The sequence below is a fragment of the Enorma phocaeensis genome (assembly GCF_016901575.1).
Classification (GTDB): Bacteria; Actinomycetota; Coriobacteriia; order Coriobacteriales; family Coriobacteriaceae; genus Limicola; species Limicola phocaeensis_A.
Map to the genome: position 1 here is coordinate 141,397 of NZ_JACJKQ010000003.1, position 17,967 is coordinate 159,363.

Below are 17,967 nucleotides of genomic sequence, written 5' to 3' on the forward strand. Positions count from 1 at the left end.
GGGCTCTCGCGCATAGGCCGCTATCGAGCGCAGCATAGCCGGTTGCCAATCCTTAGCCTCTTTGCCGTGTTACGAAATTCTTGAAAGGATCTGCGACATGAGCCATGACGCAAGCAACACCAATGCCGTGTCGCCCCAGCTGGACGAAATGGTCTGCGACCTTATCGGCGCCATGCTGGACTCCCTTGCCGCAGGCGAAGACCCCGGTGTCGTGGCGTGCCTGGAGGATGCGTCGTCCACGCGGGTAGAGGTGGCCTTTACCGATGATGGCGAAGAGGCCTGCCTGGAGGCCGCTCGCACATATATCAAACGCTCGAAAAAGGGGATTCCCGCCGAGAATGTGGGGCCGGCGGCTCGTTATGCCGTCGCCTATGCCGGCTGCGTGCAGGACGAAGACGGGGCCTACGCGGATGCCCTTCTGGTGAGCTTCTATGAGCGAGGCCTTTCCACCGGCTACTCGGCCTATGTTCTGTATGACGGCTTCGGGGACGAAGACCAATTTGTATGGAGTGATCCGCAACCTGCCGGAGAAGAGCCACCACTCCTCTAATTTTCGTTTACTATTATGAGCGTTTGCGCTAGGTGTCCTTTCTTGCATGTCACCTGTAGGTTCTTGATATGCCACGAAGGATTCTCGCGCAGTTTGTGTGCATATGTCGCCTTTGCTGACGCGGGCCGCGGAGGGTTCTTGCCGTTCGCGACTTCTGAGCGTAGCGAGGCTGAGCGAGCAGCAAGAACCCTCCGCGGCACCGCGGGGCAGATAGGTACAAGGAGCACCACATGCGAGCAGAGAATTTGAGAAACATCGCCATCATCGCCCACGTCGACCACGGCAAGACCACGCTGGTGGACAAGCTGCTGCGGGCTACGGACGCCTTCCGCGCCAACCAGCAGGTCGAGGAGCGCGTCCTCGACTCCAATGACCAGGAGCGCGAGCGCGGCATCACCATTCTCGCCAAGAACTGCTCGATTGAGTACAAGGGCGTGAAGATCAACGTCATCGACACCCCCGGCCACGCTGACTTTGGCGGCGAGGTGGAGCGCGTGCTCAAGATGGCCGACGGCGCCCTTCTGCTCGTCGACGCCTTTGAGGGGCCCATGCCCCAGACGCGCTTCGTGCTGCGCCACGCCATCGACTGCGGTCTCAAGATCATGATCGTCATCAACAAGATCGACCGTCCCGGCGCCGAGCCCGAGCGCGCCTACAACGACTGCCTGGACCTCATGGCGGACCTGGGCGCCACCGACGAGCAGCTCGAGTTTGCCATGGAGCACGTGGTGTATGCGAGCGCGGTGAACGGCTATGCCCGCCGCGACCCCGAGGATGGCAACGCGGACATGTATCCGCTGCTCGACATGATTCTGGAGGACATGCCCGCTCCCGAGGTCGATCTCGACGCTCCGCTCGCCATGCAGTGCGTGACCATCGACCACTCGAGCTATGTGGGCCGCATCGGCATCGGTCGCGTGTATTCGGGCACCGTTCACACCGGCGACAAGATCCTTGTCGTGAAGAACGACGGAACGAGCTCCGTTGCCACCGTTCGCCAGCTGTATACCTTCGACTATCTGGGACGTACCGAATGCGATGAGGTCAAGGCCGGCGACATCGGCGCCGTGGTGGGCATCGATCGCACCGATATCGGCGACGTCTACACCGATCCGGAGAACCCCGTGCATCTCGATCCCATCGAGATCGATCCCCCGACGCTCTCGGTCGTCTTCGAGGCTTCGACGTCTCCGCTCGTGGGGCGCGATGGCGATATCGTCGGCGCACGCCAGCTCAAGGAGCGCCTCTTCAACGAGGGTGAGAACAACGTGACCATGCGCATCACCGAGCTCGAGGACAAGAGCGGCGTCGAGGTCTCCGGCCGCGGCATCCTGCATCTTTCGGTGCTTATGGAAACCATGCGCCGCGAAGGCTATGAGTTCCAGGTCGGACGTCCGCGCGTGCTCTTCAAGAAGGGCGAGAACGGCGAGCGCCTCGAGCCCGTCGAGCAGGCCGTGGTCGAGTGCCCGGACGAGTATGCCGGCAAGGTCATCGAGCTGTTTGGCAACGCAGGCGGCACCATGACCAACATGCATGCCGGCACCACGGTCACCCACATCGAGTTCCGCATCCCCACCCGCGGCATCATGGGTCTCAAGAATCGCATCCTGAACGTCTCCCACGGCGAGGGCGTGTTCTATCACACCTTCTTGGAGTATGGTCCGTATGCCGGCGAGATCGGCGGGCGCAACAACGGCGCCATGATTTCCATGACGACCGAGAAGGCGGTCGCCTATGCTCTCGGCACCCTGCAGGAGCGCGGACAGCTCTTTGTCGGCCCTGGCGACGAGTGCTACGAGGGCATGCTTGTGGGCGAGCGCAACAAGCCCGGCGACATGGTGGTCAACATCGCCCGCACCAAGAACCTGGGCAACCAGCGCAGCTCCACGGCAGACATCGCCGTGCAGCTCACGCCTCCCCGCACGTTCACGCTTGAGGAGGCGCTCGAGTACATCGCTGACGACGAGCTGGTCGAGGTCACGCCCAAGAATATTCGTCTGCGCAAGCGCCTGCTTTCGGCCATCGACCGTAAAAAGGCTGCTGTTCGCTCCGGTCAGGTGAACAAGTAACGTCCGTTTGTCCTGGACTGGGTGAGTCGAGGACTTGCCAAGATGGCTTCTGTGAACGCCGGCCCTTATGGGCCGGCGTTTCTGTGTTCCGGGTCGCTTTGCGTCGTGCCGCCTGGTTTTTTTTGAGAGGGGTTCCCGCCGGTGCCGGCACCTGTCTGATAAGCGGATGGGCTTCGATGCCGATGCGAGGCACGAGAAATCAATCAATCAGTGTTTCCCTAGATGTCGAGCTTTCGCTGGCGGCGTTTGCGGCGCATGCGCTTGATGCGCGCGACGGCCTCCTCGCGGCGCTCCTCCTCGCGGCGACGATCGATGTCTGCAAGCGTGCGGCGCCGGCGATTGGCAAGCTCTGAGCTGGAGCGGTCGGGGCGATCCAGGCGTGGCTTGGCGGCCGGCTCCCGCTGGTCGGTATCCTCAGCATCGCTTCCACGGCGCCTTCTCCGGCCATGGGGGACCATCTTGGCAAGATCGACCTCGGTGGGACTCATGATGTTGTAGTGCAGCGAGATCCAACGGAGTCCCATGGTCACCGCTACGCAGGCGACCACACCCGTCACGTGCGACATTCCGGCGGCGTCAAACGCGACGTACACGGCGGCCCCGGCGATGGCGGCAACGGCATAGAAGTTGCTGCGCTGGAAGATATACGGGGTCTGACCCAGGAAGACGTCGCGCAACATGCCTCCGCCCACGCCGGTGAAAAAGCCCATGGTGATGCCGATAAGGGGGTTGAATCCGTAGGCGAGGGCTTTGTCGGCGCCGGTAGCGGCATACAGGCCCACCGAGAAGATGTCGAGTATGGCGATGAGCCTGTCTTGTCGCTCCACGACCGAGGGGATGATAAATACCACCGTGGCGGTCAGAATTGCCGCGGGCAGTGCAAGCGGTTGGTTCAAGATGTAGACGTTTCCCACCTGCAGGGTCATATCGCGCAGAAGACCGCCGCCCAAGCTGCATGTGACCGCGAGGCACACGGCGCCCACCAGGTCGAGCTTCTTTTCGCGAGCCGTAAGAACGCCGGATACCGACGCCACCACCACCGCGACCATCTCGATCCACAGCGGGATAGAGACCTGCGGCGCGGGGGCATCGCCGTTCGTGGTAACCATCGCGACGGCGGCGATGCCGGCGACGAGGGGAGCGGTCATGAAGGCGTCCTTTCATGGAAGTTGGCTCAACCGAAGAGCGGTGGCGGGATGATGCGGCGGCGGCTCGGGCGAGGAGCTCCGCCCGCGCCGCTCCTATGATACCTGTCAGATGGCGAGTGCGTGCAGAAGCTAGCGCACCGGCGGCTCTTGCTGCGTGTTCTCTTTGCGCCACTCGCGGGGAGACATGCCGAAGACCGATTTGAACGCTCGAGAGAAATGGAGCTGGTTGGGATATCCCACGGCCTTGCCGACCTCACCGATCGATAAGGCGGTGAGCTTGAGGAGTTCGGTCGCCTTGCCCATGCGGAAGTTGATGAGATACTGTTGCGGCGATTTGTTGACCACGCTTTTGAATACCTTGCCGAAGTAGCTTCGGTTGAGCCCGGTCTGCTGAGCGATGTCTTCAACCGAGATGTCATTCTGGTAGTTCTGCTCGATAAACAAGATCGCTTCGCGGATGTAGAAGTCTTGCAGCTTGCTCGTCGCGGGAAGCTGGCGCGGGACGATGGAGCGTCTCAGATAGTCCAGAAAGAGATACGTGTGTGCGACGAGATGGAACGGCGACTCGTCACGGTGGTTGACGAGGTGTCGCATCTCTTGCTCCATGGCGTCGCGCAGGTCGTTGTCGGCAGAGCGATAGACGGGGGACGAGCTGGTTAGGCCGGTTGCGCGAATGGTCTCCTTTACCACGGCGCCGTCAAACTCGACCCAGGTATATTCCCAGGGATCCTCCATATCGGCGAGGTATGTGTTGACCTGTCCGGGTAAGATGAGGAAGCCCTCGCCCGCTGAAAGCTCAAAGCGCCTTTGCTCGCCGTTGTCGTCAGTAGCGATGAGCGTCCCGCGACCCGAGATGATGTAATGGAAGAGGTAGTGCCGCCTCTGAGCGGGACCGAAGGCATGTCCGGGCTCGCAGATCTCGCGGCCATATTGATATGGCATGAGGTCGATGAAGTTGCTGCCGGAGAACGTAGCGAACTGCAGGTCATGAACAGGCATGGGACAACTCCTATTTGTTCATACAATATGCCAAGACAATACCCCTACTGCGTTGTCAGGCCAAACCCGTTACCAACTATATATACCAGAAAGCACTATTTAACTCCAAATACAATAAATTATTATGGAATACAACTAGTATAATGATATATAACCCATTATGCGAGAAATGCTCAACTGATGACTTGATAGTGCTAAAGATAAAAAACTACGAGGTAATAGGCCTAGATAGCATATCGGAAGTAGTCCGTTGGCAGCGTAAAAGATACCGTTTGGCGAAAGATGTGAGAAAGAGTATTAGGAAATATATACCTATATACCTGCAATAACACTAATTTATGAATAAAATATATCAAACTTATAATAAAAGAAAGAATAATGACAACATAGAATGAAGACACGGTAAAGATATGCCGCCGGTCCGGAGGAGGCCGAGCGCGCAGGAAGGGGCTGTGTCATGGCAGGACTTTCACTCGAACACATTGGAAAGAAGTACCCAAACGGCTATGAGGGCGTCAAGGACTTCAACCTGGAGATTGCCGACAAGGAGTTCATCATCTTCGTCGGCCCTTCTGGTTGCGGCAAGTCGACCACGCTGCGCATGATCGCCGGTCTTGAGGACATCACCTCGGGCACCCTCAAGATCGATGGCCGCGTCGTAAACGATGTCGAGCCCAAGGATCGCGACATCGCGATGGTATTCCAGAACTATGCGCTGTATCCCCACATGACGGTGTACGACAACATGGCTTTCCCCATGAAGCTGCGCAAGGCTCCGCAGGCCGAGATCGACAAGGCCGTGCGCGAGGCCGCCCGCATTCTCGACCTTGAGAAGCTTCTCGACCGCAAGCCTTCGGCGCTCTCCGGCGGTCAGCGCCAGCGCGTCGCCATGGGCCGCGCCATCGTGCGCAACCCCAAGGTCTACCTCATGGACGAGCCGCTCTCCAACCTCGACGCCAAGCTTCGCGTCCAGATGCGCGCCGAGATCTCCAAGCTCCATGACCGTCTGGGCGCAACGATCATCTATGTCACGCACGACCAGACCGAGGCCATGACGCTCGGCACCCGCATCGTCGTCATGAAAGACGGCGTCATGCAGCAGGTAGACACTCCGTCTAAGCTGTATGGCGAGCCGTGCAACCTGTTCGTGGCCGGCTTCATCGGCTCTCCGCAGATGAACTTCATCGACGCCGCGGTGGGCGAGGCCGCCGGCAAGGTGACCCTCACCTTTGGCAAAAACGTCATCACGCTTCCTGACGCCAAGGGCAAGGTCCTTAAGGACAAGGGGTATGTGGGCAAGGTCGTCGTCGCCGGCATCCGGCCCGAGGACGTCGTGGACTCCAACGAATACTCTGAGCACAAGAACCTCTCCGAAACGATCGACGCCGTGGTCACCGTCTACGAGCTGCTGGGATCTGAGGCCATGATCTACGCCGACGTCGATGGCGGCGCCATTTCCAGCCATGTCTCCGCCACCAATCCGGCGCGCGTGGGCAGCCGAATCAAGGTCGCCTTCGACGTCGACAAGCTGCACGTCTTCGACAAGCAGTCCGAGCTGGCCATCGTTCACTAAGCGGAAGGAGCGTAAAGCATGCTGCATAAGCCAATCACACGACGCTCGCTTCTGGGCCTCGGCGCTGCCGGGGCGGCTTCGCTTCTGTTCAGCGGCTGCACAACCGAGCGCTCGGACGGCAAGGTCGAAGTGGAGATCGTCTCCTATAAGCAGGAGGCCGTGAGCATCTTCGAGCAGCTCATGAATGAGTTCAACTCGACCCACGACGACATCTATCTCAATATCCAAAGTCCCGCCGACGCCGTGACCGTCATGAAGACCCGCTTTGTGCGCGAGAACTATCCTGACGTCATCGGCATCGGTGGCGACGCCGACTACGCGAGCTTTACCGACTCAAACATCCTTGCCGACGTGTCGGACTGCCCCACCATGGAGGAAGTCAACCCTGCCTATCGCGACATCTTGGAGAGCGTCACCTACGTGCCCATGGACGGCGTCTTTGGCGTGCCGTATGTGGCCAATGCCGCAGGCATGCTCTACAACGTGGACATGTTTGAGGAAAAGGGCTGGGAGATTCCCACCACCTGGGACGAGCTCATCGCCCTGTGCGACGAGATCAAGGCAGAGGGAGAGGTGCTGCCGTTCTACCTCGGCTACCTCGACACGTGGACGATCCTGTCGCCGTGGAACTCCATCACCACCAACCTCGTGCCCTCCGATCTGGCGCGACAGGTGAATGCCGGAACCGCGAAGTTCTCGGATTACTATCGCGAGCCCGCCGAGATGATGCTGCAGATGCTCGACTACGCCGAGGAAGGCCCCTTTGCCTACAGCTACAACGACGCCTGCACCGCCTTCGCACGTGGGCAGGCGGCGATGTATCCATGCGGCAGCTTCGCCGTGCCGCAGATTCTCTCGGTGAATCCCGAGATGAATATCGGCATGTTCCCCATGCCCTCTGCAAAGAATCCCGACGACCGCATCGTGGTTTCCGGCGTCGACCTGCAGTGGTGCGTGGCCGAGAGCTGCCAGCACAAGGATGCCGTCTATGAGATGATCTCCTTCCTGGCTCAGCCGGAGAACATCCAGACCTATATCGACGACCAGCGCGCCATCCCGTGCCTGGAGGGTGACTTCACGCTCGATCCGCTGTTCGACGGCGTTGCCGAGTGGATTGAAGAGGGCAAGGTGCTCGACTACCTCGACCACTCCTATCCCTCAGCCATGGCGTGCGATGCACAGCTCCAGACCATGCTGCTCAGCAAGGACATCGACGCGTTCTTGGAGAAGTGGGATACCGACTGGCAGCGCTATAACCGCAGCGTCATCCGTAAGGTCCAAGCTGCCGAGAGCCAAGAGTAAGGAGGAGAGGACATGGCAAATCTCGCAATGGCCAAGAACGGGTCGGATCGCAATCGCACCTTCATGCTGATCCTCATCCCGGTGCTTGTGCTCTTTGTAGCATTCAACACATTCCCGCTGCTCACGGGCTTCTTCTATAGCTTTACCGACTCCAAGGGGTACGGCGCGTTCAACATCGTGGGCGTGCAGAACTACCTGGACCTGTTCAGTGACGCCCGCGTGCTCAACTCGTATCTGTTCACGTTTAAGGTTGCCGTGGTGGCAACGCTCGGCACAAACATCATCTCGCTCATTCTGGCTATCGGGCTGTCGAGCAAGATCAAGTTCAAGAGTGCCCTGCGCGGCCTGTATTTCGTCCCCCGCATTCTGGGCGGCCTGGTCGTCGGCTACGTGTTCAGCTACTTCTTCACCTATATCGTCCCGGCTATCACCGGCACCGAATCGATTCTCGCGAGTACCGAGTGGGCATGGGTCGCCATCGTGATCGTGGTGGTGTGGCAGGCATGCGCCCAGACCACCATCATCTATCTGACCGGCCTCTCATCGGTTCCCGAGGATGTCTACGAGGCAGGAGCGCTCGACGGCGCGACCGGCTGGGACAAGTTCCGCTACATCACGTTCCCGCTCATCATGCCAAGCGTCACCACCAACATGGTTCTTGTCATGAAGGACATGCTCATGGTCTTCGACCAGATCGTCTCCATGACGTCGGGCGGCCCGGCCCAGTCGACGGAGTCCATCTCCTACCTCATCTACAACAACGGCCTTGCCGGCGGCCAGTTTGGCTACCAGTGCGCCAACGCGGTGATCTTCTTCATCCTCATCGCCGTGGTCTCCATCCTGCAGACCAAGTTCTTGAACAGTAAGGAGGAGCAGCTCTAATGGCTAACACCGAAAAGGTCAAAGAGCGGGTTAACTGGCCAATCACCATCCTGCTCATCATCGGTCTCATCACCATCATCTTCCCGCTGTATATGGCGGTGGTCATCGCCTTCAAGGACCCGTCCGAGATGACCAACGACATCGCCGGCATCCTCTCGCTGCCGAGCTCTTGGAGCCTTGACAACTTCATTGAGGCGATTCAGGTTACGGACTTCTTCAATTCCTTCCTGAACTCGCTCATCATCACGGTGGTCGCCGTGGTCGTGTCCATCTTGATCCATAGCCTCGCCGCCTACGCCATCGGGCGCAACATGGACAAGAAGCGCATCTTCAAGTGGTCGTATTACTTCATCATCGCCGGCATGTATGTGCCCTTCGCGATCCTCATGATGCCGCTCGTCAAGCAGACCGCCATCATGCACCTGGACAACATGGTGGGCGTCATGATCTTGTATGTGGTCTTCTACATGCCCATGAACATGATGCTCTACACCGGCTACCTGAAGAACATCCCCATCGCGCTGGAGGAGGCCGCCCGCGTCGACGGCGCCAGCACCTGGACCACCTATTGGAAGGTCATCTTCCCGCTCATGAAGCCCATGCATGCCACCGTGGCCGTCATCACCGGTCTCGCCGTGTGGAACGACGTCATGACGCCGCTCGTCATCATGGGAGGCTCGGGTGTGAACACGCTGCCGCTCGCGCAGATGAATTTCCAGACCGCCTTCTCCACCAATTACAACTTGGCATTTGCCAGCTACCTGCTTGCCATGCTGCCCATGATTATCTTCTACATCGTGGCGCAGAAGCAGATCATCGGCGGTGTCACCAACGGTGCCGTGAAGTAGCGGTGAGCCTTGGCATCGGGGCATAAATCCGCTGGATATTCTAGGTGCCGCAGCTATACTGATGCAGATTCTCACCCCCCTGTCGGGCCCTGGCAACAGGGCCCGACGGTGTGGGGCGATAGAAACTTCAAACACCCTGTAACGATACAGAAAGCCTGAGGAACCATGCCGCTTGTCTATGACTCCGAGACGAAGACCTTTACTATCCATACGGATCGATCGACCTATCAGATGCAGGTCGACCGGTTTGGATACCTGCTTCATCTCTACTATGGCTCTCGTACCGAGGGCACCATGGACTACCTCATCACCTATGCCGACCGCAGCGGCATGTGCGGATCTCCGCATGATGTGGCCGACAGGACCTATTCGCTCGACGTGCTCCCTCAGGAGTACCCCTTCCAAGGCACGGGAGATATGCGCTGCCCGCTGTTCGAGGTGCGCGACGCCGAGGGCGCGTGGGGCTGCGACTTGCGCTACGTGCGTCACGAGCTGCGCGAGGGCAAGTACGGCCTGCCGGGGCTGCCGGCGGCCTATGCTGGTGAGGGGGACGACGCGAAGACGCTCTCCATCACACTCGGTGACCCGCGCCTGGGGCTTGAGGTGGAGCTTCTGTACGGCGTCCTGCCACATATGGATGTCATCACCCGTGCCGCGGTCATCAGAAACGTTGGGCAAAAAGCGGTCACGGTCACGCGCGCGCAGACGGCCTGCCTGGATTTTGTCCATGGTGATTATGATGTGATCACGCTGAACGGTCGCCATGCCATGGAGCGCCGCCCAGACCGCCATCCGGTGGGTAACGGCGCTTTCCGCGTGGGGAGCCGCCGGGGCATGTCCTCAAACCAGTACAACCCTGCCATGATCTTGACCGAGCGCCACACCACCGAGACCGCGGGTCGCTGCTGGTCTATGAACTTCGTGTACAGCGGCGGCTTTGAGGCACAGGTGGAGCGCGACCAGTACGAGCAGACCCGCATGCAGATGGGACTTTCTGACAACCAGTTCTCCTATCCGCTCCAGCCGGGCGATGAGCTCGTCGCCCCCGAGGTCATGCTCACCTACTCCAACGCCGGCCTCGGTCGCCTCTCGCAGAATCTGCACCGCTGCATTCGCGAGCACATCGTGCGCGGCCCTTGGCGTGACCGCCCGCGCCCGGTGCTCATCAACAGCTGGGAGGCCGCCTACTTTGACTTTACCGGCGACTCACTTTTGCGGCTTGCCGAGAAGGCCGCCGAGCTCGGTTTGGACATGCTCGTCATGGATGACGGCTGGTTTGGCAACCGAATCGACGATTTCCGCGCGCTTGGTGACTGGACGGTGAACGAGGGGAAGCTCGGCGGCTCGTTGCACGATCTGGTGGAACGCGTGAACGCGCTCGGGCTCAAATTCGGCATCTGGGTGGAGCCCGAGATGGTAAGCGAGGACAGCGACCTGTTCCGCGCTCATCCCGACTGGGTGCTCGCCCTGCCAGGAAAAGAGCCGGTGCTCGGCCGCGACCAGCTCGTGCTCGACCTCTCGCGCCCCGAGGTGCGCGACAATCTTTACGAGCAGCTCTGCGCCGTCTTCGACTCGGCGAACATCGAGTATGTAAAGTGGGACTACAACCGCAGCATCGTGGATGTGTATTCGCATGGCACCCGCAACCAGGGCACGGTGCTCTACGACTACATGCTCGGCCTGTACGATCTACTCGAGCGGCTGCACGAGCGCTATCCCAACATGCTCTTCGAGGGCTGCTCGGCTGGCGGCGGCCGTTTTGATGCGGGCATGATGTACTACACGCCTCAGATTTGGACGAGCGACAACACCGACGCGGACAACCGCATGACCATACAGTACGGCACGTCGCTCATCTATCCGGCGAGCACCATGGGCGCGCACGTCTCCGCCTGTCCCAATGAGGTCAACGGGCGCGACGTTCCGCTGGGGGCGCGCGGCCTTGTGGCAATGGCTGGCGGCGGCTTTGGATACGAGCTCGACCTGCTCGAACTTCCCGAGCGCGCTTGCGAGATCATCCGCGGCCAGGTATCGACCTATCGCGAGATCGAGCCGCTCGTGCGCGAGGGCCTGCTATACCGTCTCACCACGCCAAAAGACGACGTCTTTGCCTGGGAATATGCGACCGAAGACGGATCTTGCGCCGTGGTGTTTGCCGTCGTGATGAAGGTCGAGGGCTACGGCGAGGCCGAATATGTCACGCCGCGCGGCCTGACTCCTGGAGCCGCCTACCGTGAGGCGGTCTCGGGGCGCATCTTCATGGCGGATGCCCTCATGGATGCGGGTTTGCCGCTGCCGGTGTCGTGTGCACCGTATGCGAGTCGCATGTACCGATTCGAGCGAATCGACTAAGGTTTCCGCCGGTTTGAGAGCCGGCGGGGAAGGGAAGCCAACATGGACCGTACGTGGTTTTCGGGTCCCGAGGACGGCGTGGCGGCGCTCGTCGCCTACGCATTGGAGCGGGGCCTGATCGGCAAGAGCGATGTCACCTATGCGTCAAACGGCATGTTTGACATTCTGCGCTATGAGCCAGCCGGAACCTTTGTGCCCAAGCGGGCGTGCGCCCGCTTTACGGCGGCAGCGGCCTGTCCCTCGCTCGAGGAGATCCTCGCGGCCTTGCTGGACGATGCCGTCTCGCGCGGCGTCATCGATGGCGGCATCGCAAGTCGCGACCTGCTCGACACGCGCCTCATGGGCGTGGTCACGCCGCGTCCGAGCGACGTGGTGCGCGAGTTCCGCGAGCGGCTGCGCGTCTCGCCCGAGAAGGCCACCGACTATCTGTACAAGCTCTCGCTCGACTCCGACTACATCCGCACCTACCGTATCGCGCGCGACCGCAAGTGGGTCACCTCTACGCGCTACGGCGACCTGGACATCACCATCAACCTGTCCAAGCCCGAGAAGGACCCCAAGGCCATCGCCGCTGCGCTCGAGAAGCAGAAGGAGGGTGGCCCCGAGCCGTATCCGCGCTGCCAGCTCTGCCGCGAGAACGAGGGCTACGCGGGGCGCCTCGACCACCCCGCGCGCGAGACCATCCGCCTCATGCCGCTGCGCCTGGCAGGCGGCGAGCGCTGGTACATGCAGTACAGCCCGTATGTGTACTACAACGAGCACTGCATCGTGCTCTCCGAGCAGCACGTGCCCATGAAGATCGACCGCACCACCTTTGTGCGCCTGCTGGACTTCGTGGACCAGTTCCCTCACTACACGCTGGGCTCCAACGCCGACCTGCCCATCGTGGGCGGCTCCATCCTCACGCATGAGCACTACCAGGGAGGCCGCTACACCTTCGCCATGGCCAAGGCGCAGCTGCGCGAGCGGCTCACCTTTCCGGGCTTCGAGGAGGTCGAGGCGGGTATCGTCGAGTGGCCTATGTCGGTCATCCGTCTGGATGCCGAGAAGCCCACGCCGCTCGTGAGGCTCGCCGAGAAGATCCTCGCCGCCTGGCGCGGCTACTCCGACGAGTCGGTGGGGGTGCTCTCGCACACGGGCGGCACCCCGCACAACACCATCACGCCCATCGCGCGCCGCCGCGGCAAGCTCTTTGAGCTCGACTTGGTGCTGCGCAACAACCGCACCACCGACGAGTATCCGCTCGGCATCTTCCACCCGCACGCGGAGCTGCACCACATCAAGAAAGAGAACATCGGCCTCATCGAGGTCATGGGGCTTGCGGTCCTGCCCTCCCGCCTGCTGGGCGAGATGCAGCGCTTGCGCAAGGTGATTCTTGCCGGCGAGGACCCCGCCCAGGTGCCCGAGGTCGCCGCGCACGCCGCCTGGGCGGCCGAGATCTTGGAGAAGTATCCGCAGTACCGGCCCGAGAACCTGTCGGGCATCAAGCAGGCCGACGCGGACGCGCTCGATGACGTGCTCCAGGAAGAAATCGGCCAGGTGTTCTCGAAGGTGCTCGAGCAGTGTGCGGTCTTTGCCGACACGCATGAGGGACGCAAGGCGTTCGCTCGCTTTATCGAAAGCGTCAAATAAGAGACGGAGGACATGATGGGTAACGAGGACAGCGTTATGCTGCCGCTGGTGTACGGCAAGGCGGCCGAGGTGGCCCGCAAACGCCTCGAGCACCTGGAGACGTGGTATCACGAGCTCTATGGCGAGGCAGAGCTCGAGTTCTACTCCGCTCCGGGCCGCACCGAGATCATCGGCAACCACACCGACCACAACGGCGGCAAGATTCTCGCGGCGAGCATCACCATGGACACGGTCGCAGCGGCTGCCAAGCGTGCCGACGGCGAGGTGCACATCACGAGCGAGGGCTACGACAAGGAGGTCGTCATCGACGTCGCCACCGCCGCCGAGACCCCGCACTGCGAGGGCACCGTGTCGCTCGTGGCGGGCATGATCGTCGCGGCCCGCGATATGGGCTACGAGGTGGGCGGCTTCAACGCTACCGTCTCCTCTGAGGTCATCCCGTCCGCCGGCGTGAGCTCCTCGGCCTCGTTCGAGATGCTCGTGTGCACCATCATCGACCACCTGTTCAACGGCGATTCCATCCCGAGCGCGGACTATGCCCGCATCGGCCAGTACGCCGAGAACCATTTCTGGGACAAGGCTTCGGGCCTCATGGACCAGATGGCCTGCGCGGTGGGCGGTACCATCCTGCTGGATTTCTCAGACGGCGTGAGGTATCGCAAGGTCGATTTCTCCTACGACGCCTTGGGCCTTGACCTGGTGATCGTGAACACGGGCAAGGGCCATGCGGACCTCTCGGCCGAGTACTCCTCGGTGCCGGGCGAGATGCGTGAGGTCGCCGCCGCCCTGGGCGTGAAGAACCTCTGCGAGACCAACGAGGACGTGCTGCTTGAGAACCTGGAGGCCGTGCGCGAGGGCGTGGGCAACGACCGTGCCATTCTGCGCGCCCTGCATTACTTCGAGGAGTGCGGCCGGGTGGACACCGCCGTGGCGGCGCTCGAGGCCGGCGACAAGGCCAAGGTGCTCGAGATGATCGAGGCTTCGGGCAACTCCTCGTGGAAGTGGCTGCAGAATGCCTATGTCGCGAGCGACCCCTCTGAACAGTCGATTCCGCTCGCGCTCGCGCTTACTGAAATCTTCCTGCGTCGCGCCGGCGCGGGCGTGTGCCGCCTGCACGGCGGCGGGTTCGCCGGTGTGATCATGTGTGCGGTGCCCAAGGACAAGACCGATGCCTATGTGGACTTCATGGCCGGTTACTTTGGCGCACAGAACGTTTACCGTACCGGCATCCGCCAGACTGGTGCCGTGTGCTTGGGAAGCATGTAGGCAAGCGCCTGCCTCATGCGATGGGTCGGGCTCGTCTTGCCCGACAAGGCGGCGCGCCGGGATGTGGACCTCTCGGCGCGCCGCCGCATTCTAGACTTCGTCCACCTTGAGCAGCCCGCGTCTCTCTCCTGCGGCAGGCAGCTCGTCGTCGGGGATGTCGATGATATGGGCGCCGCAGACATTGATAACCGTGGTTCCTACAGGATGGGTGCGCGTGCGCGCCACGCGGCCATATGCCATGTGAATGTGCCCGTGCAGCATGAGGCGCGGGCGCAGACGCTCCACGAGCGTATCGAAGGCCTCGAATCCGCGGTGGGGGAGGTCGTCGAGATCTCCGAATCCGCGAATCGGGGCATGGGTGACCAGGATATCGACCCCTCCCGTCGACTGCGCGAGCAGCGACATCTTTGCCGCGCGCCAGCGCATCTCCTGTTCGGAAAAGCCATAGACCGTCCCGTTGTATTTCAGCGAGCCGCCGAGGCCCATGATGTGGAGCCCCCGGAAAGACCGAATGCCGCCCTCGATGGATATGCATCCCTCGGGCTGATGGCGAGCATAGTCGGTATCGTGGTTGCCGGGCACGTAGAGCAAGGGAACGTTGGCGAGCGTCACGATGTGCTCCAGGTAGCGCGCGGGCAGATCCCCGCATGAGATGATGAGGTCGACGTCGCGCATACGCTCGTGGTCGTAATAGGTGGTGAGCCAGTCCTCCTCGACATCCGAGATGCCCAAGATCCTCATTGCGCGGTTCCCGACTGTACAAGGGCGCTGGGGTCGAGCGGTATCACTCCGGCGACCTCGACCTTCTCCAGGCCGTCCTCAGAGAGTTCTCGCTGTTCGGGAAGGCGCCCTACGACATTCTCGTTCAGCCAGCGCATGCGAACGATCTCCTCGCTCGAGAGGCGTCCGTCGCCTTCCTGCTGGATGACGCCGCTTTGGCTAACGAGTTCGCCGGCGAACGGGTTGATGCGCCCGCTCAAGACGGATTGTCGAATCACCTCGTTAAGTACGCGCTGCCCTCGGGGAAGGCTTCCCGATAGCTTGACGTCCAGGACGCCCGTCCGCATGCCCCACCAGTAGTTCAGGGCCTTGTCTGGCCGCACGCTGCTTTCACGATTCCAGGCATCGTTGCGGATGGATTGCACGATGAGCTCGTAATACCGACCCCATTGCCATACGGGCTCTGCGAGATGCGTGGCCGTCTCATCGTCTTCGACGCGGTACAGGCCCCAGGGCTCGTCGGGTTTTGCGGGGACGGGATAGTCGCGCCCCGAGACGATGCGCACCCCCTCTTCATGGAGCTCGCGTTTCCAGTCATAGTCCTTTGCCGAGAACCACTTCAGGTACACCGTGACCTTGGGGTCGATCATGGCGGCGCCGATGGCGAAGGCGTTGATTTCCGACACGGTGCTGAACACCGGGGTCTCGGCGACATAGCCCACCTTGTGGTTTTCCGCCATAGAGGCGGCGAGCGCTCCCAGCAGAAACTTCGCTTCGTACATGCGGCCGTAAAAGGTGCGGACCGCGCTATGTGAAAGGCTTACCGAGCAGTTGATGACGTCGACGTCGGGGTGTGCCACCGCAGCGCGCAGCGCCTGGGTCATCTGGGTCGGATGGACGGTCACGATGAGGTCGCATCCAGCGTCGAGCGCTTCGTCGACTGCCCAGTCGAACTCGTCGTCTGCCTTGCAGTCGGGATAGGCCGCCGTCTTCACCGTAGCCCCCAAACGCGCCTCGAGCGTGCGTCGACCTTGATCGTGGAGGGCCTCCCATCCATCGAGCACGGGGTTTCCCTCGTATATGAATCCCACGCGGAAAGGCTTGGCAAGCACTGCCCCCTTGTAGATGGTCTTGAGTTCGGGCAGGAGCTTAGGCTTTGAAGGGGTGGGGTTTTCCAGATAGTCTATGGCGTCCGGTTTCGACGACACCACGAACTCGCTCCACATGCGTTCGACCATGTCATCGACTTCACGCTCGCTTTTTCCCGCCGCTTCGCCCAGGCCGTAGACTTTCAGGTAGATGAGGAACGCCTCGCCCACCGCCATGTCCAAATAGGTGCCGCCCTTGCGCCTCCAGGCAGAAGAGAAGGTATAGAAGGCCGTGCTGAGAGATTTGACTTTCTCGTCCGGCCAGGCGCGGTCGAGCGTCTCGCCCAGGGCTGCCGCTAGGCGAACATAGGACCCCTCCTCATCGAAAAGAATGCCGTAGACGGGAGCGACCGCATAGAAGCGCGTAAATTCCTGATAGACACGAAACGCCTTGGAGTCGGAAGGCATGGGGACGACACGCGTTATGCTGGCGAGGATCGTCGGCATGTTGAGATAGCGCATGACCGAGACGCGCTTATTGCCTTCCTGCACATAGAAGCGCTGCATGAACTCATAGACGATGATGGGGTCTCGAAGGCCCTCTTCGCGCTGGGAATCGATGAGGCTGCTCCATTTTCCCGCAAACTCCGAAGATGCTTCGGGAAGGGGCATGAAGTCGCTTGAAAACATATTCTGCCGGCCACGCGTCTTGGTGCCGGCGATGAGTGCCGTATCGATTTCGGTAAGGCCTATGGGGATTTCGCCTTGTGAGCCCTGGCCTTTCAGAATATCGTCGAGTGCCGGAGGATAAGGATAGCGGCCTGCTGCGACGTCGCGTTGGATCTGCTTGATGCCAGCTTTGCGCGCCTTGCGATAATCCTCCAGCATGATGCCCTCCACTTCTTCGTCTGGTGTGCGCCCGCTCAGGGGTGTCGGTGAGCGCGGCCGATGGGACCATCGTACAGAAGCTGGCGTCGGGATTGGGCGGGTTTGAATATCATTTCGGCAAATGGTGGTAGATTCTTTTTCGGTATATATGAAAAAGAACGTATATTATATAGAAATATATCAATATACAGTTATTCGTCTTGATGACATGGGTCGAGCCGGAGTCGTGCGGTTCCAGCGGAGGGCTGCCATGTGAAATCGACATCATGGCGAGAGCGCCATAGTTCGAATCCCTCCTGCAACCAGTTGCAAGGAGCTATAGGTCTCAAATGATTTGGTTGTAGAAAGGGAAACTGGCGGAGGAGGAGGGATGTCCGGGTCTTGCTGCGCAAGCCCCGGGTCGCTGCGGAGGCCTGTGGCCTCCTTGCGCGCTGCGCGGCAAACGTTTATCACGTTTGCTCCGCTCCGCGCCCTACGGGTTCGAATCCCTCCTGCAACCAGTTGCAAGGAGCTATAGGTCTCAAATGATTTGGTTGTAGAAAGGGAAACTGGCGGAGGAGGAGGGATTCGAACCCTCGTACCCGGGAACACCGGATAAACGGTTTTCGAGACCGCCGCATTCAACCACTCTGCCACCCCTCCGCATGGGG

Annotated in this window: 13 protein-coding genes and 1 tRNA gene; 9 read left to right on the top strand and 5 right to left on the bottom strand. The window is 60.8% G+C overall.

Annotated features, from left to right (window positions below; genetic code table 11):
* Positions 1-97: 97 nt before the first annotated feature.
* Together H6A15_RS03785 and typA are read left to right on the top strand one after the other, a co-directional pair.
* The gene (locus H6A15_RS03785; RefSeq protein WP_204672365.1) at positions 98-550 is read left to right on the top strand and encodes a hypothetical protein; all 453 of its coding nucleotides are present in this window, start codon (positions 98-100) and stop codon (positions 548-550) included.
* Positions 551-780: 230 nt separating this feature from the next.
* Positions 781-2,619: a translational GTPase TypA gene (gene typA, locus H6A15_RS03790; protein ID WP_204672366.1), complete on the top strand. Its 1,839-nt coding sequence runs from the start codon at positions 781-783 to the stop codon at positions 2,617-2,619.
* Between the two features lie 218 nt (positions 2,620-2,837).
* Here the strand turns inward: typA and H6A15_RS03795 are convergent, their stop codons facing one another.
* Entirely contained in the window at positions 2,838-3,767 is a 930-nt protein-coding gene (locus H6A15_RS03795) for a trimeric intracellular cation channel family protein (RefSeq protein WP_204672367.1), read from the bottom strand.
* A 129-nt stretch (positions 3,768-3,896) separates the two neighbouring features.
* Positions 3,897-4,766: an AraC family transcriptional regulator gene (locus H6A15_RS03800; protein WP_204672368.1), complete on the bottom strand. Its 870-nt coding sequence runs from the start codon at positions 4,764-4,766 to the stop codon at positions 3,897-3,899.
* Between the two features lie 457 nt (positions 4,767-5,223).
* On the opposite strand from H6A15_RS03800, the gene H6A15_RS03805 reads away from it, so the two are divergent.
* The 7 genes from H6A15_RS03805 to H6A15_RS03835 all read left to right on the top strand — a co-directional run bounded on the left by H6A15_RS03805 (position 5,224) and on the right by H6A15_RS03835 (position 14,621).
* Positions 5,224-6,339 (top strand): ABC transporter ATP-binding protein, encoded by a 1,116-nt coding sequence (locus H6A15_RS03805; protein ID WP_204672369.1) that lies wholly within the window; start codon positions 5,224-5,226, stop codon positions 6,337-6,339.
* A gap of 18 nt (positions 6,340-6,357) precedes the next feature.
* Positions 6,358-7,641, top strand: coding sequence for an ABC transporter substrate-binding protein (locus H6A15_RS03810; RefSeq protein ID WP_204672370.1), 1,284 nt, complete (start codon positions 6,358-6,360; stop codon positions 7,639-7,641).
* Between the two features lie 12 nt (positions 7,642-7,653).
* Entirely contained in the window at positions 7,654-8,523 is an 870-nt protein-coding gene (locus tag H6A15_RS03815) for a carbohydrate ABC transporter permease (RefSeq protein WP_204672371.1), read from the top strand.
* On the top strand, positions 8,523-9,371 hold the full coding sequence (locus tag H6A15_RS03820; RefSeq protein WP_204672372.1) for a carbohydrate ABC transporter permease: 849 nt from the start codon (positions 8,523-8,525) through the stop codon (positions 9,369-9,371). The genes H6A15_RS03815 and H6A15_RS03820 overlap by 1 nt, the downstream gene beginning before the upstream one ends.
* 165 nt (positions 9,372-9,536) lie before the next feature.
* Positions 9,537-11,723 (top strand): alpha-galactosidase, encoded by a 2,187-nt coding sequence (locus H6A15_RS03825; protein WP_204672373.1) that lies wholly within the window; start codon positions 9,537-9,539, stop codon positions 11,721-11,723.
* Between the two features lie 42 nt (positions 11,724-11,765).
* Positions 11,766-13,355 carry a UDP-glucose--hexose-1-phosphate uridylyltransferase gene (locus H6A15_RS03830; RefSeq protein ID WP_204672374.1) on the top strand — a complete coding sequence of 530 codons (1,590 nt, stop codon included), beginning with the start codon at positions 11,766-11,768 and terminating at the stop codon, positions 13,353-13,355.
* 12 nt (positions 13,356-13,367) lie between these two features.
* The gene (locus tag H6A15_RS03835) at positions 13,368-14,621 is read left to right on the top strand and encodes a galactokinase (RefSeq protein WP_204672375.1); all 1,254 of its coding nucleotides are present in this window, start codon (positions 13,368-13,370) and stop codon (positions 14,619-14,621) included.
* A gap of 90 nt (positions 14,622-14,711) precedes the next feature.
* On the opposite strand, the gene H6A15_RS03840 is transcribed toward H6A15_RS03835, so the two are convergent.
* The 3 genes from H6A15_RS03840 to H6A15_RS03850 all read right to left on the bottom strand — a co-directional run bounded on the left by H6A15_RS03840 (position 14,712) and on the right by H6A15_RS03850 (position 17,959).
* Positions 14,712-15,362 carry a metallophosphoesterase family protein gene (locus H6A15_RS03840; RefSeq protein WP_204672376.1) on the bottom strand — a complete coding sequence of 217 codons (651 nt, stop codon included), beginning with the start codon at positions 15,360-15,362 and terminating at the stop codon, positions 14,712-14,714.
* Complete coding sequence (locus H6A15_RS03845; protein ID WP_204672377.1) at positions 15,359-17,317, bottom strand: BMP family ABC transporter substrate-binding protein; 1,959 nt, start codon at positions 17,315-17,317, stop codon at positions 15,359-15,361. The genes H6A15_RS03840 and H6A15_RS03845 overlap by 4 nt, the downstream gene beginning before the upstream one ends.
* A gap of 549 nt (positions 17,318-17,866) precedes the next feature.
* A tRNA-Ser gene (locus H6A15_RS03850) sits at positions 17,867-17,959 on the bottom strand.
* Positions 17,960-17,967: the final 8 nt, after the last annotated feature.